Origin of the sequence: Paraburkholderia sp. Ac-20340, assembly GCF_017104965.1 — a bacterium.
In the GTDB taxonomy this organism is placed as follows: Bacteria; Pseudomonadota; Gammaproteobacteria; order Burkholderiales; family Burkholderiaceae; genus Paraburkholderia.
Window position 1 is genome coordinate 19,549 of the sequence record NZ_JAAGPR010000040.1, and the last position, 20,926, is coordinate 40,474.

Consider the following 20,926-nt stretch of genomic DNA (forward strand, 5'->3'; position numbering starts at 1 on the left):
CCGAGATCCGAGCGTATGGGCAGCCGCGCGAGCGCGCACGCCAATGCCTCGCCGATTGCAGCCACCCCGCCGCCGATCTCGCCCCAACGTACGCCAGCGCACACGCGGCCCGCATGCGCGGCACCCGCACGGTGTCGATGTCGCACAACGCCGAGGCCATGGCGCACATCGACGGTTTTGCGGCAGTAGCATCGCTCGAACCACTCAGCATCCGCGCACGCCGGCCTGCGTTCGCCAGGACATTCGCCACGATGAAGCCAGGGCTCACCACTTTCCTCGATTTCTCGCGCTGGTTCGCCGCGCTGCTCGTGGTCGTCAATCACGCGCGCGCGCTGACGCTCGCGGACTTTTCCACGGCCGGCGCGTCGGCGACGGCGGGTCCGTTCATGCGCGCGCTATACCTTTTCACGGGCCTGGGCCACGAAGCCGTGGTGGTGTTCTTCGTCATCAGCGGCTTTCTGGTGGGCGGCTCGACGCTGGAGCGCTGGCAGCGGCGCGGGCCCGATCTGCGCGCCTATGCGTCCGCGCGCACGAGCCGCATCTACACGACGCTCGTGCCTGCGCTGCTGATCGGCATCGCGCTGGATAGCGCCGGGCTGCGCTGGTTCAACGCGAGCGGCATCTACACGACGATGCCCGAGCCCCCGATCGCGACGATCACTTATGTCATCGGCTCCGCGATGAATCTGCCGACGTTTCTCGGCAATCTCTTCATGATGCAAGGCGTGTTCACGCAGACGCTCGGCAGCAACGGGCCGCTCTGGAGTCTGGCCTGCGAGTGGTGGTACTACTGCGTGTTCGCGCTGGGCGCCGCGGCGCTCACGAGCGATAAAAGCCGGCGGCTGGGCTGGGCCGCCGCGGCCTGCGCGCTTGCCCTGCTGCTGCCGTTCTCCATCATGCTGTGGGGCCTCGTGTGGCTGACAGGCGTGCTGACGTATCGATGGGTGCGTTCGAGCGCGTGGCGTCCGCACCCGCTTGCTGGCTTTGCGCTGTTCGCCTTCGCGCTGGCCGCTTCGCGCTTCACGCATGGCATCGCCGTGATCGAATCGAATCTGCTGGCCGCGTTCGCGCGCGATTTCGTGCTCGGGATCGCTTATGCAGCGGCGCTGGCGAGCGCGAGCCGTCTCACGCGCGCCCTGCCCTTCGCCGCATGGCACCGCCAGCTCGCCGAGTTCTCGTATACGACTTATCTGTTCCACTTCCCGGCGTTGCTGCTCCTTTGCGCGGCAGCGGCGCAGAGCTTCGGCCTGCATTTCGTGCAGCGCCCCGACGCGCGCGGCATGGCATGTTTCGCCGCCGCCGTTGTGCTGGTCTATGCGTACTGCTACGCCATTTCGCTGCTCACCGAGCGGCACACGCCGCGCGTTCGTCACGCACTCGATACGTTGTTGCGCGCGCGCCCTGCCTTGCAGGTCGAGCCGTCGCGCTCCCCGGCGTCAGAAGCCTGAAAACCCGCCCAACGGCCGATTGCTACAGGAGGAAGGATCATGGCGCCAGGCGCTCTGCGGTTTCTGCTCGCGACCCTCGTCGTGGTGTTTCACTACACCAGCTTCGGCATCGGCCATATGCCGGTTTATCTGTTCTTTGCGCTAAGCGGCTATTGGGTCTTTACGATGTGGCAGAAGAAGTACGCCGCCACGCGCGAGCCCTACGCCACCTTCATGATTTCGCGCACGTGGCGGCTCGCGCCGGTGTTTCTGCTCTGCAGCCTCAGTGCGATGGCGATATCGTTCGCGCTGCCGCTTGTGATCGCGCCCGCTCTGCCATTCGCGCCGCCCGACCCGCTCGCGCTGATTTCGAGCTTCGTGCTGCTGGGCTACAACACCGCCGCCGGTGCGCCGCTCGTGCCCGCCTGGTCGCTCGACATCGAGTTCCAGTTCTATCTGGTCGCGCCGTTCGTGATCGCATTGCTGCAACGGCGCGCGCTGCTTGCCGTGCTGCTGTGCGCGGGCGTGAGCGTGGCGTCGTTCGCGGTTTTCTACGACCGTGCGTCTACCTCGTATCTGCCGTGGTTTCTCGCCGGCATGCTGGCCGCGCGCTATCCCGCGTTGCTGCCGCGTCCTCGGGTTGCGCAGGCTTCCGGCTTGCTGACCTTGGGTGTCGTCGTGCTATTCGCCTGCGTGCCCGCATTGCGCCCGGCGCTGTTTGGCGGCGCGCATCGCGGCGAAATCTATATGACGTGGAATCCGCTGCTGAACGCGGCGCTTGCGGCCGTTGCGCTGCCGTTTGCACTCGGCACGCTCAGCGTTCGCAGCGGCAAGTTCGATCGCCTGCTGTCCGATGCGTCTTATTCGCTCTATCTCGTGCACTGGCTGCCGCTGCTCTACGTCTCGCATTACCTGCCGCAGATCGCCGCGCTGCCACACTTTTCGCGCGCACTGGCGACGATGCCGCAAGTGCTGCTGTCCTACGCCGCCGCTTTTGCGATCACCGTCTACGTCGACCGGCCTTGCAGCCGCGTGCGCGAACGCTTCGTGAAGACGCGGCACGCGACGCACGAACAACCCGCCGCCGCCACGCTCGCGACTCGCAGCGTGCGCTGAATCGCATCGTTAATCGCGCCTTTTTTCGCGCTTTCGATCGAGATTCACTGATTCGCGGCATCCACGAAACGCAGCTTGCCCCAGAGGTTCGGCGTGAGTTCCGCCTCGCCCGGCAAGTCGCTGACCAGGCCGCCCGCCTTGTTCGACCAGTACGCGCGCTGCAGCGTCTGAAAACCGTTGCCGCGCAGCACGCCGATATCGCCGGCCAGCGTGCGCCCCGCCGTCGCGTTCAGGCCCAGCACGCTCAAGGGCACCGACACCTTGTACAACACGTCCTGCGCGTTGCCGCCTGACTGACGCTCGATCGACACATCGACCTTGTCGCTCACCTCGTCGACGCGATCGAAATGAATCGTGCGCAACGGCGAGCTATAGGTAATCGGCGCAAGACCATCGGGCGTCGCCACCGGCCGATAAAGCATCGCCTTCGTCATATCGTGCACGCGCGACACCACCAGACGCTCGTCGCCCTGCACGGCATTGCTGCGATTCGGCGCGGCGTCGGCATTCGTGCCCAGCATCAGGTCGATGCCGCCGCCGGTCGCGAAGAGGTTCTGCAACGCCTCGCCGCTATTGTCGAGCAAAGTGGGCGTGTCCGTCGTCACGGCGATATAAAGCCGGTCGCCGAAAATCGCCAGCGCCGCTTTTGTTTCGCTATCCTGATGACCCCAATCGCCAACCTGGATGGAACGCGTGTCGATGCTCGCCCATTGCGTCGATGAATCGGGCCAGTTCTGCGCGCCCGATTCGGCGTGGATCGCCACGTTGAGCACGCTATTGGCCGTGCTCGCGCTGGCCACGCGCGCCGCGGCATCGCGCGTTTCGCGCTGTGCATCCACGAGTTGCTGCGCCGTGATCGTGATCTGCCGATCCGGCAAACGCCGCACGCCGTCGAGCCCGACAATGCGCAGCAGCGGCGCGGCCGAGCCTGCCTGCATGTAGATATTGCCGTCGTCGGCGCGCACGATGGTCGGATGAAAACATTCGGGCCCGAGACTCGTTGCGGCAAGGTCGAGGCCACGCGTGGCCTGCGCGGGCGGCGGCGCAGTGTCGAGCCGCGTGTCCTTGAACAGCGTCGCGACGAACAATCCATCGGTGGTGAAGAGATAGACGCTGCCCTCGTTGCCATTGATCGCCCAAAGCTGGCCCGCATCCGAAGGCGCGGGCGCGTCGAACGGATTGCCGAGTACGCGCGTCGTGCCGATCAGTTCGCCGGGTTTGCCGGGCACCGGCGCGGCGTGCGACGCGTGAAGCCCCGGCCAGAGACTGGGATACGACCACGCCGCGCCATCGGCACGCAGACCGGCGACGCCTTGCGGCGCGAACGGCGCGGGCGGCGTGGTGAACACCGTCCAGCCGTCGCGGCCCACCAGCACCTGGCCGCCGCCCGTGCTCACGGGCGCCTGCACGTTCGTCGCGAGCGTCTTGAGATGCGCCGGATCGTAGACCGGCACGCCGCGCGGCCCGATCGACGTAGCCGGCACGACCACTGCCGCGCTTCCCGCGTAGGCAATCGCAAACGAGAGATCGTCGAGTACCGTCACGTTGCCGAGCATCGCCGCATTGCCGCGCGCTTCGCCTTGCGGTTGCCAGAACGTGACTTCGTCGGGCGCGATGCGGCCGTCACCGTTCGTATCGCGCCAGACAAACAGCAACGCGCGGTGTAGCGAATCGCTGCCGGCCGGCATGCGCGCGCGCATCGCATCGCTGTTGAATGCGGGCAGCAATTTGCCCGCACTGTCGAACGTGCTCCCTGCCGCCGCGACCGCGTGCGCCGCGCCGTCCGCGCCCAGATGCCAGAGAATCGCGCTGGGCCGGCCCGTCACCTGGGCGCTATGCGCGTTGGTCAGATAGCGTTCGCTGCCGCGATAGAGCGGATAGTCGGGCATGCCGCCGGTGTCGCTGCCGCTCAGGCCGAGATCGTCGGCATCGGCGCGATAGGGAATCGATTGAGGCACGCCGCTGCCGTTGGTCCAGTCGAGTTTGAACGCAATCGCGCCCGCTTCGTCGGCGTAATAGAAGCGCGTGCGATCGCGCGGATCGAGCGTGCCGCCGCCGCCATATCGCGGCGGTCCATAGAACGCGTTCACGAAGCGGCCGCTCGCGGCGTCCCAGACGCTCACGCGCTTGGGCGTCTTGTCGTTTTCGGCCACCCACAGACGCCCGCTGCCGTCGATCGACATCCCCGCGGGATGATTCATATGCTGCGGATCATAAAGACCCGCAACGGGCGCACCCGCGTGTCCGATCGCTCGCAACAGCTTGCCCGCTGCGTCGAAGACTTTCACCTGATGGCTCTTGCCCCAATCGCTCACGTAAAGTGCGCCGTTCGTATCGACGCAAAGCGATTGCGGATCGTCGAGTCCCGTTGCGATGACCGCTTGCGGCGACGAAACATGCAATTGCCCATTGCCATCGAGACTCGCATCTAGCCGCACGAGGCGCGTGCCCGATAACGCCAGCAAATGCCCTTGCGCATCGAACGCGAGGCCGCGCGGGTCCGCCAGCGGCACGCGCTGCACCACGCGATGCCGGGCCGCATCCACAAACAGCAGTTGATTCAGCGCGCGCAAGGAAACGACGATCAGCCCGTCGCGCACCGCCAGCCCGGCGATGGCCGAATGGCGCTCGGGATAGGGATCGTCGGCTGCGGACTTTACGGTGTCGGGCGGTTCGTCGATGCGATACGCGGGCGTAAGCACGGGCACATCTTCGCCGGTGCCAAGACGCGCATCGGCGGGCGCGCTGCGCTGCGCGCCTGCGCTCATCAGCGCATTCAGGCGCAATTCGCTGTAGTGGTCGCCGGGTTGATCGCTGCGCCACGACGTCGCCGCGTAGGCATAAGCGCGAGGCAGCGCGTGCTCGCCCGTGTCGCGCGCGAGTTGCGTTGCGCCCGTCCACACGCCGCCCATCCACGTCTGGCCCCAGCGTTTGCGGCCCTGCATATCGAGCCATGCCAGGCCGCTACCGCCTTCCGTCACGTAACTGCCGACGAGCATCGCGCCTTCGGCGCCAGCGTGCGCGGACCCATTAGCGCCGCCCGGCACGAACAGCACCGCCGATGGCGCCGCGTGATTCGCCAGCCATTCGCTGCTGCGATCTGCCGTCTTCCACGGCGGACGCCCCGGATCGTAGGGATTGAATTCGTACAGCGCCTTCAGCGCAGGCCGCACGAGCCCGCGCACACGATACGTGCCGGGCGCGACCAGGCGCCCGGGAATGCGGTATTGCGCGTGCGCAGCGGCATCGGGATCACGGCCGAGATCGTCCAGACCATCCCACCACGCCGTATTGTCGCCCGCCGGAAATGGCGTCTCGCTCACGAGATTGCGCACGCGGCGGCCATCGGTCGATTCGATCACGAGCGTGACATAGCCGGGCTGCGCGAGCGAAAAATGAATCGGTATGGACGCGTGATCACCAGCAGCCTCGGTGGCGCTTTTCACATTCGATGCGCTCGCAACTTCTTTCGCTTTTGCTTCGCTCGCCGCGCTGACCGCGGCCGCCGCCTGCACCACAGCGGACGAACGCATCATATCGAGCGCGATCCACGCGCCATACAGCAGCGCGATGGCCGCGCAGATCGTGATGCTCCAGCGCACGATGCGTCTGCGCGCCGCCGTTCGTTCGCCGTGTCGCGAGCGCCTGCGTTGCATCATTTGCAAAGCTGCCGATAGAGCGGATTGCATTCGAGCCGGCCATGACGTCGCCCGATCGCGCGTGCCGGCACACCGGCAACAATGGCATAAGGTTCGACCGAGGCGGTGACCACCGCACCGGCCTCCACGACCGCGCCTTCGCCGATCATCACCCCCGGCATGATCAGCGCATTCAATCCGATCGAAACATGATCGCCAATAATCACGCCGCGCTCCTGCCCCGCGAAACGCGCTTTTCCAGGCTCGCCCGCCGCCGTCAAAATGGTCGCCCGCGAGCTGATCGACACATTGCAGCCAAGCACGATGCCGCCGCGCGTATCCATACGCGCCTCATCGTTGATGACGGAGTTCGCGCCCATCGCAAAGCCGCGTCGCGCGTCGAAAGTGACGCCCGTGAGAATCGCCGAGCCCGGCGCAATGCTGAAACCCATCACGCAGCGATACCAGACCTGTCGCACGAAGCGCAAAGGCAAGCGATTCACGATCACGTTATTGACATAGAGAATACAGGCGCCGATGACGAGTTTCATGCTTCCATCCTGCCAAAGTGAAGCGTGGCCGAAATCAGATACACAGCGATCGAGACCACCGGGCTGATCGACGAAAAAATCACGACGCGAGCGATCGTATCGATGGGCATGAATGCAAGCAGAACCGCCTGAAACGCGAGCGTCACAACCACCTGAATCCACGAAGACGCGACCCATGCTCTCGACATATTCAGCGAATAAAGCAACGCTTCGATGACATAGAGTGCAGCCGAGCCGAGAATCAAAAGCAGTTCGCCATGCAGACCCGCATACTGCCCGCCGAGCACCGACAACACCACACCGGGAAACAGCCATGCTGCACCGAGCAATATCGCGATCAGAACCAGAAACGCCGAAACCGCCAGCACATACTTGCGCAGCATGTCAGCCTTGTCTTTCAATACGGCGAAACGCGGCATGAGAATACTGGAAAACAATGACTGCGTGACCATCAGCAATGCGGAAATACGTCCGAGCGCACCCAGTTGCGCAACCTGCGTCGCGCTGCCGAAATAGCCGAGCAACAACACGTTGAGCTGGCCTTGAATGCAGAAGTAAATCGATGCGGGCGCCTGGCGTCGCGCGACCTTCGAGAACTCCGCACGAACCGTGTCGAGCGGATAATGCGTATCCTGATCTGCAATATCGTAGCGGCGGCGTATCGTCCAGGCCTGCCAGGCGATGGCGATCAGCGCGGCAAGCAGCGCCGTAATCGTATTCGCCGAGACCAGCAAGGCGGCCAGCAAAACGAGGCGTATTGCAGCGCCGGAAATCGTGATCTGCTGTAGCGACTTGAGATCCTGTTCGAGCTTGGGCAGTACCGAAAGCAGACTGAAGTTGAGCTGAAAAAATGTCACGGCTAACACACAAACCATGATCGCCGCAGCAGCTGGCCACGAAGCCTGCGACCTTGTCAGCAGAAAAACGCCCGCGCCAAACACCACGGCACCGAATAACGCAAAGAACTTCGTGCGCGCTTCGTAAGCCACGGCGAACAGCCGGTTGACCTTGGGACGGTCGGGCCACAGCCGCCCCGCGAGACTCAAGAGCGCCGCGCCCACGCCCATATCGCCAAGTACGATACCCGCGCCCAGCATGGTGGTGGCAATCGTGTACCACGCATACTCATGCACCGTGAGCGCACGCACCACCCAGATGCCGCCAACGAAATTAAGGCCTTGCACCACGGCCTCGCGCGAAAGAAACTTCGCGACAAATACCGGCAATCCGCCTGAACTACGCAGCGCACGCAGACGCGAAGCGCGCGGCGCGGCCACATCGTCTGAAACGTAGCGTGCCTCGTTTGGGCTTTCACTGCTGGGCGTGCTCATCGTCGCGATGTTTCCCGTAAAGGGTTTGGTTTGCAGACCGGCGATGCCTATAATCTGTTCGGTCGGCTCAGGTTCCTGCTCAACGCCTCACTTACAATCATTCGGACTACGATGAAACATTCGATCTCATTGATGATGCTGATTGCCGGTGTAAGCGCGGCCGTGCTTTCTGGCGCCAATGCTTATGCCGCTACAACGGCCAGTTCTACTCGCACCGATGCACAGACAGCGCGCGACTCATCGGCATCGGATTCGACCTCGAACAACAGCGGCCTCGCTACCGAAGACGCCTCGCGCGCCAGCGAGCAACAACTGCTGGGACTGCCACGCGTGCCGAAAGACACCAACCTCAGCGCTCCCGATGACAGCAGCGCCGCTGTCACGCGCGTCGCGCTACGCCGGTCGGCAACGTCGTCGGCCTCGGCTTCCACGAAGCACGGCGGCGTCTTCGCCAATCCCTTCCCCGCATCGATTTATCCGGCAGATTCCAGCGGCACCGTCTACCAGAGCCCCTGGTAAGCACGCCGCGTCACGCCGTCTGCGGCACGCGCCGCCGCACCGGCTGGCACGGATGGCCGAAGCACACCATGCCTTCGGGCATATCGGCGAACACGCTGCTGCGTGCCCCCACAATCGCACCCCGCCCGATTGTCACGCCTGGCCCGACGAACACATCCGAGGCCACCCACGCCTGATCGGCCACGCGAATATCGCGGGCGCGAATCGGAAAATTTTCGACGGTGGCGTCGTGATCGCCCGCACACAGATAACAGCCCTGCGAGACCACTGCATGATCGCCGATGGTGATTTCGCCAAGGCTATAGAGCACGGCGTTATCGCCCACCCATGCGTAATCGCCAATGCTGACCTTCCACGGATACGTTATCGTCACCGAAGGCCGGATCACCGTGTTGCGGCCCACATTCGCACCGAAGCGGCGCAGCAGCCACGCACGAAATCCATAAGCGAATTGCGGCGAGGGTTTGAATAGCAGCGCCTCGACGATCCACCAGCACTGCACGAACCATTTCGAACGTCCGCGAAAGCCGGCAGGCATGCTGAACTGCGAGAGATCCTGATACATGGCGCACTCCACTCGGGTCTGGGGAAATCAGGCAAAACGCTCGACGGCGTCGATCAAACCATGCGCCATCGCCTTGACCGTGAAGTGCGATTCGTAGAGCGATTGCGCGCGTACTTTCATGCGCTCCTTGTCGCCGAGTTTCAGGCGCAGCCAGCGATCGAGACTATGTTCGACGCCGTCGACGGTGTCGTCGCTCACAAAACCGGCCTCGTTTTCCAGCACTTCGCGCCAGATATTCACCTTGTTCGTGATGAGTACCGGCAACTGGCAAGCCAACGCTTCCGCAATCACAATGCCGAAATTTTCCTGATGCGAAGGCAGCACGAAGACATCGCTCGCATAGAACGCGGCCCACTTTTCATTGCCTTCCAGCATGCCGGTCCAGGTGATGCGTTCGCTCATACCCAGTTCGCTCGCGCGGGCGCGCAGACGCTCGCCCAGATTGCCGCTCTCGGGGCCGGCCACCACGAGATGCCAGTCAGGATGCGCCTGCGCGCGGCGTGCGAATGCCTCGATCAGCAGATCGCAGCCTTTCTTCGGATGCACACGGCTCAGAAACAGCATGAGTCGTTTGCCGCGCAAATGCGGATGCGCCGCAAAAAAGGCATCGCGCAGCGATTCGCCCTGTAGCGGCGGACTCGCCGTGCCGCACGGCACCACATGTTCATTCGCGCGATACAGCCAGAACGAATCGCGCGAAAGCAGGCGCTCCTCTTCGCTCGTGAACAACACGGCGCAGGCGTCGCGCAGCAAGCGATATTCGGACCACGGCCAATAGAGCCACTTCTTCAAATGCTTGAGCGGATACGTGCGCTTGAACCACGGATCGAGCATGCCGTGCGTGAAGACGAAATACGGCGCGCGCGAGCGACGCAGCGCACGCCACGCGCCAAAGCTGTGGTATTGCCAGAGACCGTTGATGATCACGGCGTCGTAACGTTGCGCATTCGCGCGCAGCCACGGCACGAGCCGCGAGTTATAGCGGTAGTGCCCCGCCGATGGCCCGATCGCATGCACCGGCAGCGAAAACGCGGCGACATGCACGTCGCCCGGATCATCGAGCGACAGCACATCGACGGTATGGCCCGCCGCGCAAAGATAGGCGCCCGACTGGCGCACCGCTTCCACGGTGCCGCCAAGCAAGGGATTCGTCGATGGCAGGATATGCAAAATCTTCATGCGTGAGTCCCTATGGATTCCTCATGAGTGACAATCGGCCTTGTTGCATCGAGGCCAATCGCGGCAATGAGTTTGCGGGTCATCTCTTCATGGGTAAAACGCGTGGCGTTGTCGAGACCTGCCAGCGTCATGCGCTCGAAGTTCGCGCGATCCACCAGTTCCGCCGCGCGCGCCGAATCGGCAGGATCGAAATAGACGGCGGCCGCGCCGCCCACTTCCGGCAACGGATCGATACCGGCGGCAAACACCGGGCATCCGCAGGCCTGTGCTTCGATCACCGGCCAGCCAAAGCCCTCGTTCAGCGACGGAAAAATCATCGCCTGCGCGCCCGAATACAGCGCAACAAGCAGCGCATGCGGAGCGTCTTCCACCACCTGAACGCGCGAGCCGAACCCGCCGCTGGCGATCACCTCGCGCATCGCCGCATCGGGCGGCGGCCCGACGAACACCAGTTGCGCATCGGCGAAACGCGGCTTACGCAGCAGATGTTCGAAGATGCGCGCGACCGCCACGCGATTCTTGCGCGGATGGTCGGAACCCACGTGCAGGAAATAAGGCCGCTCGCCGAGCGCGCCATGGCCGTTCGAGCCCAACGTCGCGCGCCACGCGGGATCGGGTTGAAAAGCGCTATGCAGGGCATTGAGCACCACCGACGTGCGCGACGCAACATCGGCGCGCAACGCCAGCAGATGCGTGCGCGTGAGATCGGACACGCAAACGATACGCCGCGCGCGCCCGATACCGTGATAATTGAGCGCCTGCAGCACCTTGCCGGTAAACCCCGTGTGCCAGCCCTCGACCAGCCCACGCGCCGCCTGAATCGCAATGACGTCGTGGCAGGTGACGCTGCTGCGTTCGCGCGGCAGCCAGAACAGATACATGCCGTTCGAGTGATCGCACACATGCGTGCGGTCGAAGCGGCGCGCGGCGCGTGCCAGTGAAAACGGAAAGAGCACGAACTTGTCGATATAGCCAATCCACTTCGCAAGCCCGGATACCGAAGCCTGCGAGCGCAGCAACACCGCGCGCGGCGCCATGAACTCCACCTCCACGCCGGCCGCGCGCAAGCCGCCCAGCACCATCTGCGAATAGGCCTGCATGCTTTTCTGGCCATCGGCGGGATAGTTGCCTACCAGCAGCACTTTCATGAACGCGCTCCCCAGGTCAGCATCGGATCGTCGATGGGCGCGCTTGCCGGTAGTGTCCGCGTCGAACACAAGGCCAGACCCAGCGCGATATAGCCAAAGGCGTTCGCGCTCACCTGCCCGCTCACCGGCCACGACGACATGCCATACGCCGTGGTCGCCCACATCAGCAACGGCAAGGTCTCGCTACAACGCACGAGCCGCACCAGGCTACGCGACAGGCCAACCGCGAAAATCAGGCACTTCACCATCAGCCACGCGAAGCCAATCACACCCATTTCCAGCAGCACGCGCGCGGGCTCCGATTCCGCGAGTTCGAACGCGTTCTCGCCGGTCAGCAGCACCGAACCCGCATTGGTGCCCGCGCCCAGGCCGTGACCAATGGCATTCATTTCTTTACGCGCGGCGAGTTCGCCCAGCAATTCGGTTTCGATGCGGCCCATCACGTCTTCATCGGCGGCCGCAGTCTGGAAGCGCTCTTGCGTGGCGGTGAGCGCGTCGCTGAACAGGCCGAGCGTGACGGCCAGCGCGATCACGGCCAAGGCCGTTCGCACGAACGATTGCATCAGCGCCTTGCCTGTTTTCGCGGCTCCAAAGCCCGCCAGCGTCTGCACGGCGAGCAACGCACCGAAGAACATGATCGATGCGCGCGAGCCGCTCACGAGCGTGGAAATCGACACGGCGATAAATGCCACCACCGCGAGCCACGCATGCCGATAAAGACGCACGCCGTTCCACACCGAACTGATCGCAATCGGCGACACCACCGCGATGAAGCACGCAAAGCCCATCGTGAAGGTGAAGGTGCCGCTCACGCGCACGATGTCGGCGGTCACGCGGAAGATCGCGTCTTCGTCGGTATCGGGCTGCACGTTGATCGGCGACGAAGGCGGCAGGACATGCTGCAGCATCACGAGCGGCGTCATCATGATGCCCAGCACGATCATGAGCCGCATCACACGCACGATTTCCTGGTTCGTGAGCGTGCACGCCATCGCCAGCGCCATCCAGAAGTACAGCAGCCAGAAACGCAGCCCGAGCAGAAACAGCACGATCGGCCCTTGCAGCACGATGATCTGGAACAGTCCCCAACCGGCCACCACAAAAGTCCATGCAAGCAGGCATTGGGTGGCGAACGGCATCGCCGCAAAGCGGCCGCTCAACGCCGTGCGCGCGACCAGCGCGAAAGCCGCGCCATCGCGGCACAACAGCAGCGGACTCGTGAGGCCCGGCGCGATCCATTTGCGCACCGCGCCTTCGAACACCGTGACGAGAATCACGGTCAGCACGAGCAGAAAATCGAAGCGCAGCGCTTCCTGCCCGGCACGTCTGGTAGAGATCGCGGATGATCGCATCGGCTTACTCCAGCGTTTCGGCGATCAGATCGGCCACGCGCGCGCGATACGCACGCCACGTGAAATAGCGCGACGCCGCCAGCGCGCGCTCCGACGCTTCGCGTATCGAGCGGCGGTCCGCCACTTTCTCGCGCATCGACCGGTAGATCGCCTCTTCGGTCGGCTCGACCACCCAGCCGCTATCGGGAAAGCGCGTGATGACTTCGCGCGCGCCCGTCATCGTCGACACGATGGCGGGCGTGCCGGTCGCCATCGCTTCCACCACGACCATGCCGAAGGCGTCGAAGCGCGAAGGCAGCAAAAGGCAATCGGCCTCGGCAAACAAGGCATAAAGTTCGCGTTGCGGCACGCCGGCAAGACAGCGCACGTGCGGGACCTGCTTCGCACGCGTGAGCCATTGCGGGCTTTCGCTGCCGCCGACCAGCGTGAGATCGGCGCAATGACTGTCTGCGTTCAGACGCGCGAAGGCGTCGAGTATCAGGTCGATCGACTTGCGCGACGAAAGCGTGCCCGCAAAGATGAACTGCACCGGTTTTGCCGATTCGGCGCGCCGCGCAACGCCCGCAGGCAGTTCCGCGCCCAGCAGCACGGAACGGACTTTGCGTTCGTCCACGCCGGCACGCAGATACGTTTCGCGCGCCATGTCCGAGCAGGTAATGACCAGGTCGGCCAGTTTCACTTCTTCGTCCTTGCGGCGATTGATTTCGTCGATATAGCCGTTCGACGGCACCTCGATCAAACGCTTTGCATCTTCGTGATGCAGCGAAGGCGCGTCGAGAATGCAGGTCGCGCCTACTTCGCGCGCGGCCTTGAAGGTATGCCAGGCCGAGTTTTCGTAGCCCACAACGGCAGCGGGCTTCAACGCCCGCACCTGCTGCGCGACCCACCAGTCGAACCAGTGAAACACGCGATGCATGTAGTCGTGCCGCGTCGGCGCCGTGCGCGCGAGCGAATTCGCCCGCACCAGCATTTGCCACCAGACGGGATGGCGGCGCAGCGCTTGCGGCACTTCCGTGTCGCGCACCTTCCTGCGCCACCGTGCGGGAATGTACGAGCGGCCGCTATCGCCCTCGCAACGCACCGGCACGCCGGACCAGAAGGTCTGCAACATGCCGCGCTCGTAGAGTCCCCACGCAAGCTGATGCGAATGCTGCAAGCCCGGATGAAACACCGCGACGTTCTTGCCGCGTGCTGCTCTTGCCATAGGTCGCGCTGCCCCGTTCATGACGTGATCTCCACGATCTTTTCGATGAGTTGAGCGCTGCGGGCATGCTCCGCGAACACGCGTGCGCCGATGGCCGCCGATGTCGTATCGAGCGTGTCGCCCGCTTCGCGAAACGCATTGCGCGTGAGGAAATGCTGCTCGGGCAGCGGATAAAACGTCGGCACCGGATAGTTGCCGACGCCGTCGAAAATCGACACCGGCGCGACGCCATGGCAGGCATAGGCTGCATACACCCCGGATTTCGATGCCTGTCCCCAAGGCGTATTGAAGAAGCCCCATTTCGCGCGCATCAGCAATTGCGAAATCGCCTCGGAAGGCATCGGACCGCTTCTTTCGAAGGGCCAGGGCTGCAATGCCTGTTCCACGCTATCGAGCCACGGGCCGCCGCTGCCCACATCGATCACGCGTTCGATATGGCCACGCCCGAGTTGCTCGGCAAGCGCGGGCAGCGCTTCGCGATAGATCTCTTCGCGCGTGCGCGCCGAGCCGAATACCACCGCGATATCTTCGCGTTCGCGCCAGGCGCTTACCGAATCGGGCTCGCCTACGTTAGAAAAAGTGGGCGAATAGATCGCGCGCTCGCCCATGCGTTCGACGCCCCATGTATAGGCCCAATCGGTATTGAAGAACGCGTAATCGGCCAGTTCCGCCACGCGTTCGCAGATACGCCGCTGCATCGGCGCGAGCCAGTACGCACTCGACAATCCGCGCGCGACCAGCACCCAAAGCTCGTGAAAATAGACCACCACTTTCACGCCACGCGCGCGCGCCGCATCGACGAATGCCGGCAGCCATAGCGGCACGCCTTTGCGACTGAAACCGTAGATCGACAGTTGCAGGATCCATACGTCGCCGGGCACCACCGGCACCGTGCGCGCCGCGGCGCGATTGGGCACGGCGTAACGCTGTGCATCACGCTGGCGCTCGCGCAACAAGCGCACGAGCACGCCCGAGTGATCGGAAACGCCGCAACCGTGTTCCTTGATTTCCGGTTGAACGATGCGAAAGCTGGTCATGGTGACGACGTCCTTGCGTTCGACTCTCGTGGTGGTCCTGCTTCGGGCTTCAGGCTTCAGGCGTTGGCGAATCCGCGCACGGGCATCGCTTCGACCTGCGTGCCCAGGAAGGCCGCATAGGCGCGTGCAAGCCCATCCACCAGCGCGACCGTCGGCTGCCAGCCCAGCGCTCGCAGGCGCGCGCTATTCATGAGCTTGCGCGGCGTGCCATCGGGCTTCGATGCGTCGAATTCCACCTGACCGTCGTAATCGACGACGCCAGCAATGGTTTGTGCAAGTTCGGCGATCGTCACGTCGCTCCCGAAACCCACGTTGATATGGCTTTGCATCGGCGCCGTGCATTGCTCGTAGACCGCGCGATCCATCTCCATCACATAGACGCTCGCGGCCGCCATATCGTCCACATAGAGGAATTCGCGACGCGGACGCCCCGAGCCCCACACCTGCACCGCGCGATCGCCGTTGCTGCGCGCCTCGTGAAAACGGCGGATCAGCGCGGGCACGACATGGCTCGTCTGCATCGTGTAGTTATCGCCGGGACCATAGAGATTGGTCGGCATCACGCTGCGATAGTCGGTGCCGTGCGACGCGCCGAACTGCCGGTTGTAGCTCTCGCACAGCTTGATGCCGGCGATCTTCGCAATCGCATAAGGCTCGTTGGTCGGCTCCAGCTTGCCGGTGAGCAGCGCGCCTTCGTCGATGGGTTGCTCGGCGAACTTCGGATAGATGCAGCTCGAACCGAGAAAAAGCAGGCGTTGCACACCCGCGCGCCACGCTTCATGAATCACGTTCGCTTCGATCATCAGGTTCTGATAAATGAAATCGGCGGGATAGTGATCGTTGGCGAAAATGCCGCCGACTTTTGCAGCAGCCAGATAGACTTCTTCGATGGCTTCGTCGCGAAAGAAAGCACGCACGGCGTCCTGACTCGTGAGATCGAGTTCCGCGTGCGTGCGCGTCACCAGTTCGACGTCGGGGCGCAGCGCCAGAATGCGTGCGATAGCGGCGCCCACCATGCCGCGATGTCCCGCTACATAGACTCGTTTGCGTTTGTTCTGCATGATCGGCTCCTTGCCGTTGCACTCATTCGTGATAGTCGTAAGCGACATAACCGTGCTCTTTGACCAGTTCGTCGCGACCGGCGAGTTCATAGTCCGACCAGACCATTTCCTTCACCAGTTGCTCGAAGCTCGTGGTCGGCTCCCAACCCAGCTTCTGCTTGGCCTTGGCGGGATCACCCAGCAACGTTTCCACTTCGGTCGGGCGGTAGTAGCGCGGATCGATGCGCACAATCACGTCGCCAGGCTTGACGTGCTTGCCGTCATGCACGGCGCAAACCGTGCCGATCTCTTCGGCGGCAGTACCGCTCCATGTGATCTCGATGCCCATTTCCTTCGCAGCGGCTTCGACGAAATCGCGCACGCGATACTGCACGCCAGTCGCAATCACGAAATCTTCCGGCTGCTCCTGCTGCAGCATCAGCCACTGCATGTGCACGTAATCGCGCGCGTGGCCCCAGTCGCGTTTGGCGTCGAGATTGCCCAGATAGAGCGTTTTTTGCAGGCCCAGTTTGATACGCGCAATCGCGCGCGTGATCTTGCGCGTGACGAAGGTTTCGCCGCGATTCGGACTTTCGTGGTTAAAGAGGATGCCGTTGCACGCGTACATGCCATACGCTTCGCGGTAATTCACCGTGATCCAGTACGCGTAGAGCTTGGCTACGGCATACGGGCTACGCGGATAAAACGGCGTGCGTTCGGTCTGCGGAATTTCCTGCACCAGACCATAAAGCTCGGAAGTCGATGCTTGATAAAATCTCGTTTCCTTAGTCATGCCAAGGATACGAATCGCCTCCAGAATGCGCAGCGTGCCGATCCCGTCGGCATTGGCCGTATATTCCGGCTCCTCGAACGATACCGCCACATGGCTCTGCGCAGCGAGGTTGTAAATCTCCGTAGGCCGCACGGTCTGGATAATGCGGATCAGGTTGGTCGAATCGGTCAGGTCGCCGTGGTGCAGCACGAAATTGCGGCCCGTCTGATGCGGGTCCTGATACAGATGATCGATACGATCGGTATTGAACAGCGAAGCGCGACGCTTCACGCCATGAACTTCATAGCCCTTGTCGAGCAGCAGTTCCGCGAGATAGGAACCGTCCTGCCCCGTGATGCCCGTAACCAGTGCAACCTTGCGTTCCATAATGGCGCTCTCCAGTGTGTGTGCGCGTGCGGCGAATGCGTGTTGCCGATGCCAATGCTTCAGTGCAATTCCACGGCGTCCGCCGCGTAGGTGGGGAAGTTCGATCCGTAGCCAAAGGGCCCGCGCGGCACATCGGTGAGCACCACGCCCTTCACCGCAATGCCGCCGTGCCGCAGCCGCCGCACCGTCTCGCCGATGCCAGAAAGCGCATCGCGGCCATGACGGCACACCAGCAGCGTCAAGCCCGCGCGGCGCGCGATCAGCGCGGCGTCGGTCACCGCCAGCACGGGCGGCGTATCGATCAACACCACGTCGTAGCGCGCGGAAAGCTCCTCCAGCAGCGAGCGAAAGCGCTCGCTCATCAGCAGCTCGGAAGGATTGGGCGGCACCGTGCCTTGCGGCAGCGCGTCGAGGCCGGGCAGCACGTTGCGGATCACGGCGCTATCGAGGTCCGCGCCCGCGATCACGTCGGAAAGTCCGGGCCGGCGGCGGATATTGAGGTACTCGTGGATATCGCCACGCCGCATATCGCCGTCGATGATGATGGTGCGCTTGCCGCCCAGCGCGAGCACCGCAGCAAAGTTCACCGAGACAAACGACTTGCCGACCTTGTTGCGCGGCCCCGTGATCGCGACAATGTTATTGCTGGCAGCAAGCAGGCCGAATTGCATCGCAGTACGAAGATTGCGAATGCCCTCGATCGCGACATCGTGCGCGGCGCATCCGGCGAGCACATGCTGGGCGCGCGTGCCGCGCTTCATCTCTTCGTAGATCTTGAGTTGCGCATTGCTGCGCGGCACGACCGCATAAACCGGCACACCAATGACTTGCTCGATTTCCTTTGAATTCTCCACGCCGCCAAACACCATCTTGCGGCACAGCGCGACGCCCACGCCCACGAGCACGCCCAGCAACGCCGAGAACACCAGGATGATCGAACGATTCGGGCGCACTGGAAATTCTGGCATCGACGCGTGATCGACCACGCGCACACTGCCCACCTGACCGGCTTTCACCACGCGCAACTGCTGCGCGTTATTGAGCAGGTTCGTGTAGAGCTGCGTATCCACACGCACATCACGCATCAGGCGCAGGGCGTTCTGCTCGGTGTCGGGCATCTTCTCCACGCGCGCGGTGAGATCGGCCATCTGCTGGCGCAGCGTGCCCATCTGCGCATCGAGCGCCGCTACAGCGGGGTGCGCAGGCGTGAAGCGCTGCACCATCGCATCGCGTTGTTGCTGGAGATCGACGAGTTTGGTCTTGTCGTCCACCACCTGTTGCAGCAGCAGACGGCTTTCCTCGCTCAGATCGACCGAGCCGTTTTCATTGCGAAAGCGGTTGTACTTCTGCTCGGCATCGTCGAGCTCCGCGCGCAACTGCGGCAACTGCTGCTCGAGAAATGCGAGCGTATGCTCAGCTTCTCCCGAGCGGCTGTCGATGTTCTGTTTGACGTATTGCTCGGTGATCGTGTTGAGGATCAGCGCCGTGCGTGCCGCATCGTTGCCGTGCAGGCTCACACCGATCATGCCCGACTGCTTGGCCTTTTCCGCCACCGTGAGATGACTCTGCAATTCGCCGGTGGCGTGTTCGAGCGACACCTTCGACACGCCGAATTGCGTGCCGGGGCGCGCCACCAGATTATCGACCCGCACCGTCACCGTGCCACCGCCGAAGGGCGCGGTTGCCGTCGTTCCGGCTCGACCGTTGAGCAAGAGCTGGCCGCCTTTGGTCACCAGGCTGTAGGCATTGCCGCCCTGCGCGACCAGCACCACGCCTTCGCGCGCCAGACGCAGCGGCAGATCGAGCGCGCTGATCGCCAGTTCTTCGCCGCCCCACGCGTATTGCGCAAGGCCGAAGCGCGGCGCTGCGAGGTCGCCCGGCGGCACATGACGCGCGAGCGCCGCGCCGATCAGCGGAAAATAATGCGGCTGCACGTCGATATCCAGATGCAGACGCGACACCGCCTGTCCCACGACGAGGTCCGAACGCAGCAATTCGATTTCGGCAGCGGCCGTGCCGCCTTTATCGAAGATCGAAGCCAGCTCGCCCAGCGAATCGCGATCTTTCGCCGACAACTGGTTATCGAGTATCTGGATCAGCGATTGCGCTTCATACACGGGCGTGGCGACAAACGCATAGAAGCCGCCCAGCAGTAACGCGATCACCGTCATCGCAAGAATCAGACGCCAGCTTTCGGCAATGCGCGAAAACCACATCGAAAGCGGCACGTCGGTCTGGGCGGCGAGCGGCTGCGTCTCCACCGGCGCCACGGCGCTCAGGTGCTCGGCAGCGGGCTCTCGTACGAGGCGAGGAGTAGGTGCGTTCATTTCGTCAACACCGCTGCGGTAAGGCCCGCGTTAATGGCCGGAAGAAGGAGGTTCAGCACGCGCGAGAGGCGTACGAGCCCGTTGCTGTCGACATAGACGACATCGTTGGATTGGAGCTGGAACTGGTTGGCGAGAATCATCGATACCGGCGAGCGCGCATCGAGGTGATAGACCTGCGGCTCGGTGCCTTCCGCGCCGCGTATCACATAGAGTTGCTGCGGATCGGCGGTATTGGCGTTGACGCTGCCAGCCTGCGAGATTGCATCGCTGAGCATGAGTTTGCCGTTGCGCATGGGCACGGCCGTCACGGGCTTCGACACTTCGCCCATCACATAAACGCCGTTGTCCTCGCGCGCTACCACGCGCAGCAGATCGCCATTGCGCAGGCGGATGCTAGAAGGATTCTCGCCGCGCGCGAGCATCGCCGGCAGATCGAGCCGATACGACTTGCCGTCGCGCACCAGCACCATCTGGCTTTGATCGGCGTTCTTCGTGAAGCCGCCTGCGCGCGAAATCGCCTGATAGAGCGTCATCGGCACGTCGTTGATGGCGTACGAGCCGGGTGTCAGCACTTCGCCGTCCACGTAGATCTGTTTCGAGCGATACGAGACGATGCGCACCGTCACCTGCGGCTTGTTATAGACCACGGAAAGACGGTCGTGCACGAGTCGTTGCACGTCCTCGATCTGCATGCCCGCCACGTGCTCGCGTCCCACGTACGGAAACTGTAGATAGCCATCCTGATCAATGACGAAGCCTGGCGCGGGATCGGCGGCACGTTGCGCCGAAACGCTATTGGCCTGGCCGCTTTGCGCGGCAATCAGTTCCGGGTGATCCCACACGGTAATATCGAGCACGTCGCCGGGACCGAGCGTGTAATGCGCCGGCTGATTCGCCGAAGCGAGCACGGTCCACGCGCTGTCCGGCGCGGCGGACGCGCGCAATTGCTGGATCAGGCGCAGATTGATTTCGGTGATCGGAATATCGGTCTGCGCCTGGGCGTTGTTACCCGACGTGTCGCCGGTCGGCAACGAGGCCGGCTCGGACATGCGCATACCCGGCGCAGTCGAGCAACCCGTCAGTGCGCTCACGAGCGCGAGTACGGCAATGATGGCCGCCAGTCCGCCGCGGCCCATGCGGCGAGACTTGACGATGCGGCCCGATAGCAAGCCTGAATGCGCGCGCATCGCGCAACGTGCTCTGCGGCACGCTTGCAGGATGACGGCAACGATGAACCCTTCCAGCATCTGGATGAACACGATCATTCTTCCCCAACGTTGAGAGGAAACGACGGACGATCGAAGGCCCCGGAACAGACGCGTTTGCTGCATGG

General features: G+C 63.4%; 16 protein-coding genes. 3 read left to right on the plus strand and 13 right to left on the minus strand.

Going from position 1 to position 20,926, the window contains the following annotated elements; genetic code table 11:
* The first annotated feature begins 113 nt into the window (after positions 1-113).
* Positions 114-1,448 (plus strand): acyltransferase family protein, encoded by a 1,335-nt coding sequence (locus G3N59_RS32180; RefSeq protein WP_205986890.1) that lies wholly within the window; start codon positions 114-116, stop codon positions 1,446-1,448.
* A 39-nt stretch (positions 1,449-1,487) separates the two neighbouring features.
* A complete protein-coding gene (locus G3N59_RS32185) occupies positions 1,488-2,543 on the plus strand; it encodes an acyltransferase (protein ID WP_205986891.1) in 1,056 nt (351 codons plus the stop codon).
* A gap of 44 nt (positions 2,544-2,587) precedes the next feature.
* Here the strand turns inward: G3N59_RS32185 and G3N59_RS32190 are convergent, their stop codons facing one another.
* Genes G3N59_RS32190 through G3N59_RS32200 form a run of 3 tightly spaced genes read right to left on the minus strand, consistent with a single transcriptional unit; the run spans position 2,588 to position 8,063 of the window.
* Complete coding sequence (locus G3N59_RS32190; RefSeq protein ID WP_205986892.1) at positions 2,588-6,145, minus strand: hypothetical protein; 3,558 nt, start codon at positions 6,143-6,145, stop codon at positions 2,588-2,590.
* Positions 6,146-6,198: 53 nt separating this feature from the next.
* Complete coding sequence (locus G3N59_RS37385) at positions 6,199-6,732, minus strand: acyltransferase (RefSeq protein WP_277397958.1); 534 nt, start codon at positions 6,730-6,732, stop codon at positions 6,199-6,201.
* The gene (locus G3N59_RS32200) at positions 6,729-8,063 is read right to left on the minus strand and encodes a hypothetical protein (protein ID WP_205986893.1); all 1,335 of its coding nucleotides are present in this window, start codon (positions 8,061-8,063) and stop codon (positions 6,729-6,731) included. The genes G3N59_RS37385 and G3N59_RS32200 overlap by 4 nt, the downstream gene beginning before the upstream one ends.
* A 30-nt stretch (positions 8,064-8,093) precedes the next feature.
* On the opposite strand from G3N59_RS32200, the gene G3N59_RS32205 reads away from it, so the two are divergent.
* Positions 8,094-8,582 carry a hypothetical protein gene (locus G3N59_RS32205; protein WP_205986894.1) on the plus strand — a complete coding sequence of 163 codons (489 nt, stop codon included), beginning with the start codon at positions 8,094-8,096 and terminating at the stop codon, positions 8,580-8,582.
* 10 nt (positions 8,583-8,592) lie between these two features.
* Here G3N59_RS32205 and G3N59_RS32210 read toward each other — a convergent pair whose 3' ends face one another.
* From G3N59_RS32210 to G3N59_RS32255, 10 genes are read right to left on the minus strand one after another with little or no spacing between them, the layout of a single operon-like run.
* Positions 8,593-9,147: a putative colanic acid biosynthesis acetyltransferase gene (locus G3N59_RS32210; protein ID WP_205986895.1), complete on the minus strand. Its 555-nt coding sequence runs from the start codon at positions 9,145-9,147 to the stop codon at positions 8,593-8,595.
* Between the two features lie 27 nt (positions 9,148-9,174).
* Complete coding sequence (locus G3N59_RS32215; protein ID WP_205986896.1) at positions 9,175-10,326, minus strand: glycosyltransferase; 1,152 nt, start codon at positions 10,324-10,326, stop codon at positions 9,175-9,177.
* On the minus strand, positions 10,323-11,474 hold the full coding sequence (locus G3N59_RS32220) for a glycosyltransferase family 1 protein (protein ID WP_205986897.1): 1,152 nt from the start codon (positions 11,472-11,474) through the stop codon (positions 10,323-10,325). The genes G3N59_RS32215 and G3N59_RS32220 overlap by 4 nt, the downstream gene beginning before the upstream one ends.
* Entirely contained in the window at positions 11,471-12,826 is a 1,356-nt protein-coding gene (locus G3N59_RS32225; RefSeq protein WP_205986898.1) for a hypothetical protein, read from the minus strand. The genes G3N59_RS32220 and G3N59_RS32225 overlap by 4 nt, the downstream gene beginning before the upstream one ends.
* A gap of 4 nt (positions 12,827-12,830) precedes the next feature.
* Positions 12,831-14,030 (minus strand): glycosyltransferase family 4 protein, encoded by a 1,200-nt coding sequence (locus G3N59_RS32230; RefSeq protein ID WP_205986899.1) that lies wholly within the window; start codon positions 14,028-14,030, stop codon positions 12,831-12,833.
* Between the two features lie 17 nt (positions 14,031-14,047).
* The gene (locus tag G3N59_RS32235) at positions 14,048-15,067 is read right to left on the minus strand and encodes a hypothetical protein (protein WP_205986900.1); all 1,020 of its coding nucleotides are present in this window, start codon (positions 15,065-15,067) and stop codon (positions 14,048-14,050) included.
* Positions 15,068-15,123: 56 nt separating this feature from the next.
* Positions 15,124-16,128, minus strand: a complete 1,005-nt coding sequence (locus G3N59_RS32240; RefSeq protein ID WP_205986901.1) for a GDP-L-fucose synthase — start codon at positions 16,126-16,128, stop codon at positions 15,124-15,126.
* Between the two features lie 22 nt (positions 16,129-16,150).
* Positions 16,151-17,266, minus strand: coding sequence for a GDP-mannose 4,6-dehydratase (gene gmd, locus G3N59_RS32245; protein ID WP_205986902.1), 1,116 nt, complete (start codon positions 17,264-17,266; stop codon positions 16,151-16,153).
* A 59-nt stretch (positions 17,267-17,325) separates the two neighbouring features.
* Positions 17,326-19,593 carry a polysaccharide biosynthesis tyrosine autokinase gene (locus G3N59_RS32250; protein ID WP_205986903.1) on the minus strand — a complete coding sequence of 756 codons (2,268 nt, stop codon included), beginning with the start codon at positions 19,591-19,593 and terminating at the stop codon, positions 17,326-17,328.
* The gene (locus G3N59_RS32255) at positions 19,590-20,729 is read right to left on the minus strand and encodes a polysaccharide biosynthesis/export family protein (protein ID WP_241024590.1); all 1,140 of its coding nucleotides are present in this window, start codon (positions 20,727-20,729) and stop codon (positions 19,590-19,592) included. Before G3N59_RS32255 ends, G3N59_RS32250 begins: the two co-directional genes overlap by 4 nt.
* Positions 20,730-20,926 lie beyond the last annotated feature (197 nt).

Excerpts from the sequence above, each read along its gene's own strand:
- G3N59_RS37385 (WP_277397958.1), bottom strand. The coding sequence starts at position 6,732 with ATGAAACTCGTCATCGGCGCCTGTATTCTCTATGTCAATAACGTGATC.
- gmd (WP_205986902.1), bottom strand. The coding sequence starts at position 17,266 with ATGGAACGCAAGGTTGCACTGGTTACGGGCATCACGGGGCAGGACGGT.
- G3N59_RS32210 (WP_205986895.1), bottom strand. The coding sequence starts at position 9,147 with ATGTATCAGGATCTCTCGCAGTTCAGCATGCCTGCCGGCTTTCGCGGA.
- G3N59_RS32240 (WP_205986901.1), bottom strand. The coding sequence starts at position 16,128 with ATGCAGAACAAACGCAAACGAGTCTATGTAGCGGGACATCGCGGCATG.
- G3N59_RS32180 (WP_205986890.1), top strand. The coding sequence starts at position 114 with ATGCGCGGCACCCGCACGGTGTCGATGTCGCACAACGCCGAGGCCATG.
- G3N59_RS32230 (WP_205986899.1), bottom strand. The coding sequence starts at position 14,030 with ATGGCAAGAGCAGCACGCGGCAAGAACGTCGCGGTGTTTCATCCGGGC.
- G3N59_RS32235 (WP_205986900.1), bottom strand. The coding sequence starts at position 15,067 with ATGACCAGCTTTCGCATCGTTCAACCGGAAATCAAGGAACACGGTTGC.
- G3N59_RS32185 (WP_205986891.1), top strand. The coding sequence starts at position 1,488 with ATGGCGCCAGGCGCTCTGCGGTTTCTGCTCGCGACCCTCGTCGTGGTG.
- G3N59_RS32215 (WP_205986896.1), bottom strand. The coding sequence starts at position 10,326 with ATGAAGATTTTGCATATCCTGCCATCGACGAATCCCTTGCTTGGCGGC.
- G3N59_RS32250 (WP_205986903.1), bottom strand. The coding sequence starts at position 19,593 with ATGAACGCACCTACTCCTCGCCTCGTACGAGAGCCCGCTGCCGAGCAC.
- G3N59_RS32200 (WP_205986893.1), bottom strand. The coding sequence starts at position 8,063 with ATGAGCACGCCCAGCAGTGAAAGCCCAAACGAGGCACGCTACGTTTCA.
- G3N59_RS32220 (WP_205986897.1), bottom strand. The coding sequence starts at position 11,474 with ATGAAAGTGCTGCTGGTAGGCAACTATCCCGCCGATGGCCAGAAAAGC.
- G3N59_RS32255 (WP_241024590.1), bottom strand. The coding sequence starts at position 20,729 with ATGGGCCGCGGCGGACTGGCGGCCATCATTGCCGTACTCGCGCTCGTG.
- G3N59_RS32225 (WP_205986898.1), bottom strand. The coding sequence starts at position 12,826 with ATGCGATCATCCGCGATCTCTACCAGACGTGCCGGGCAGGAAGCGCTG.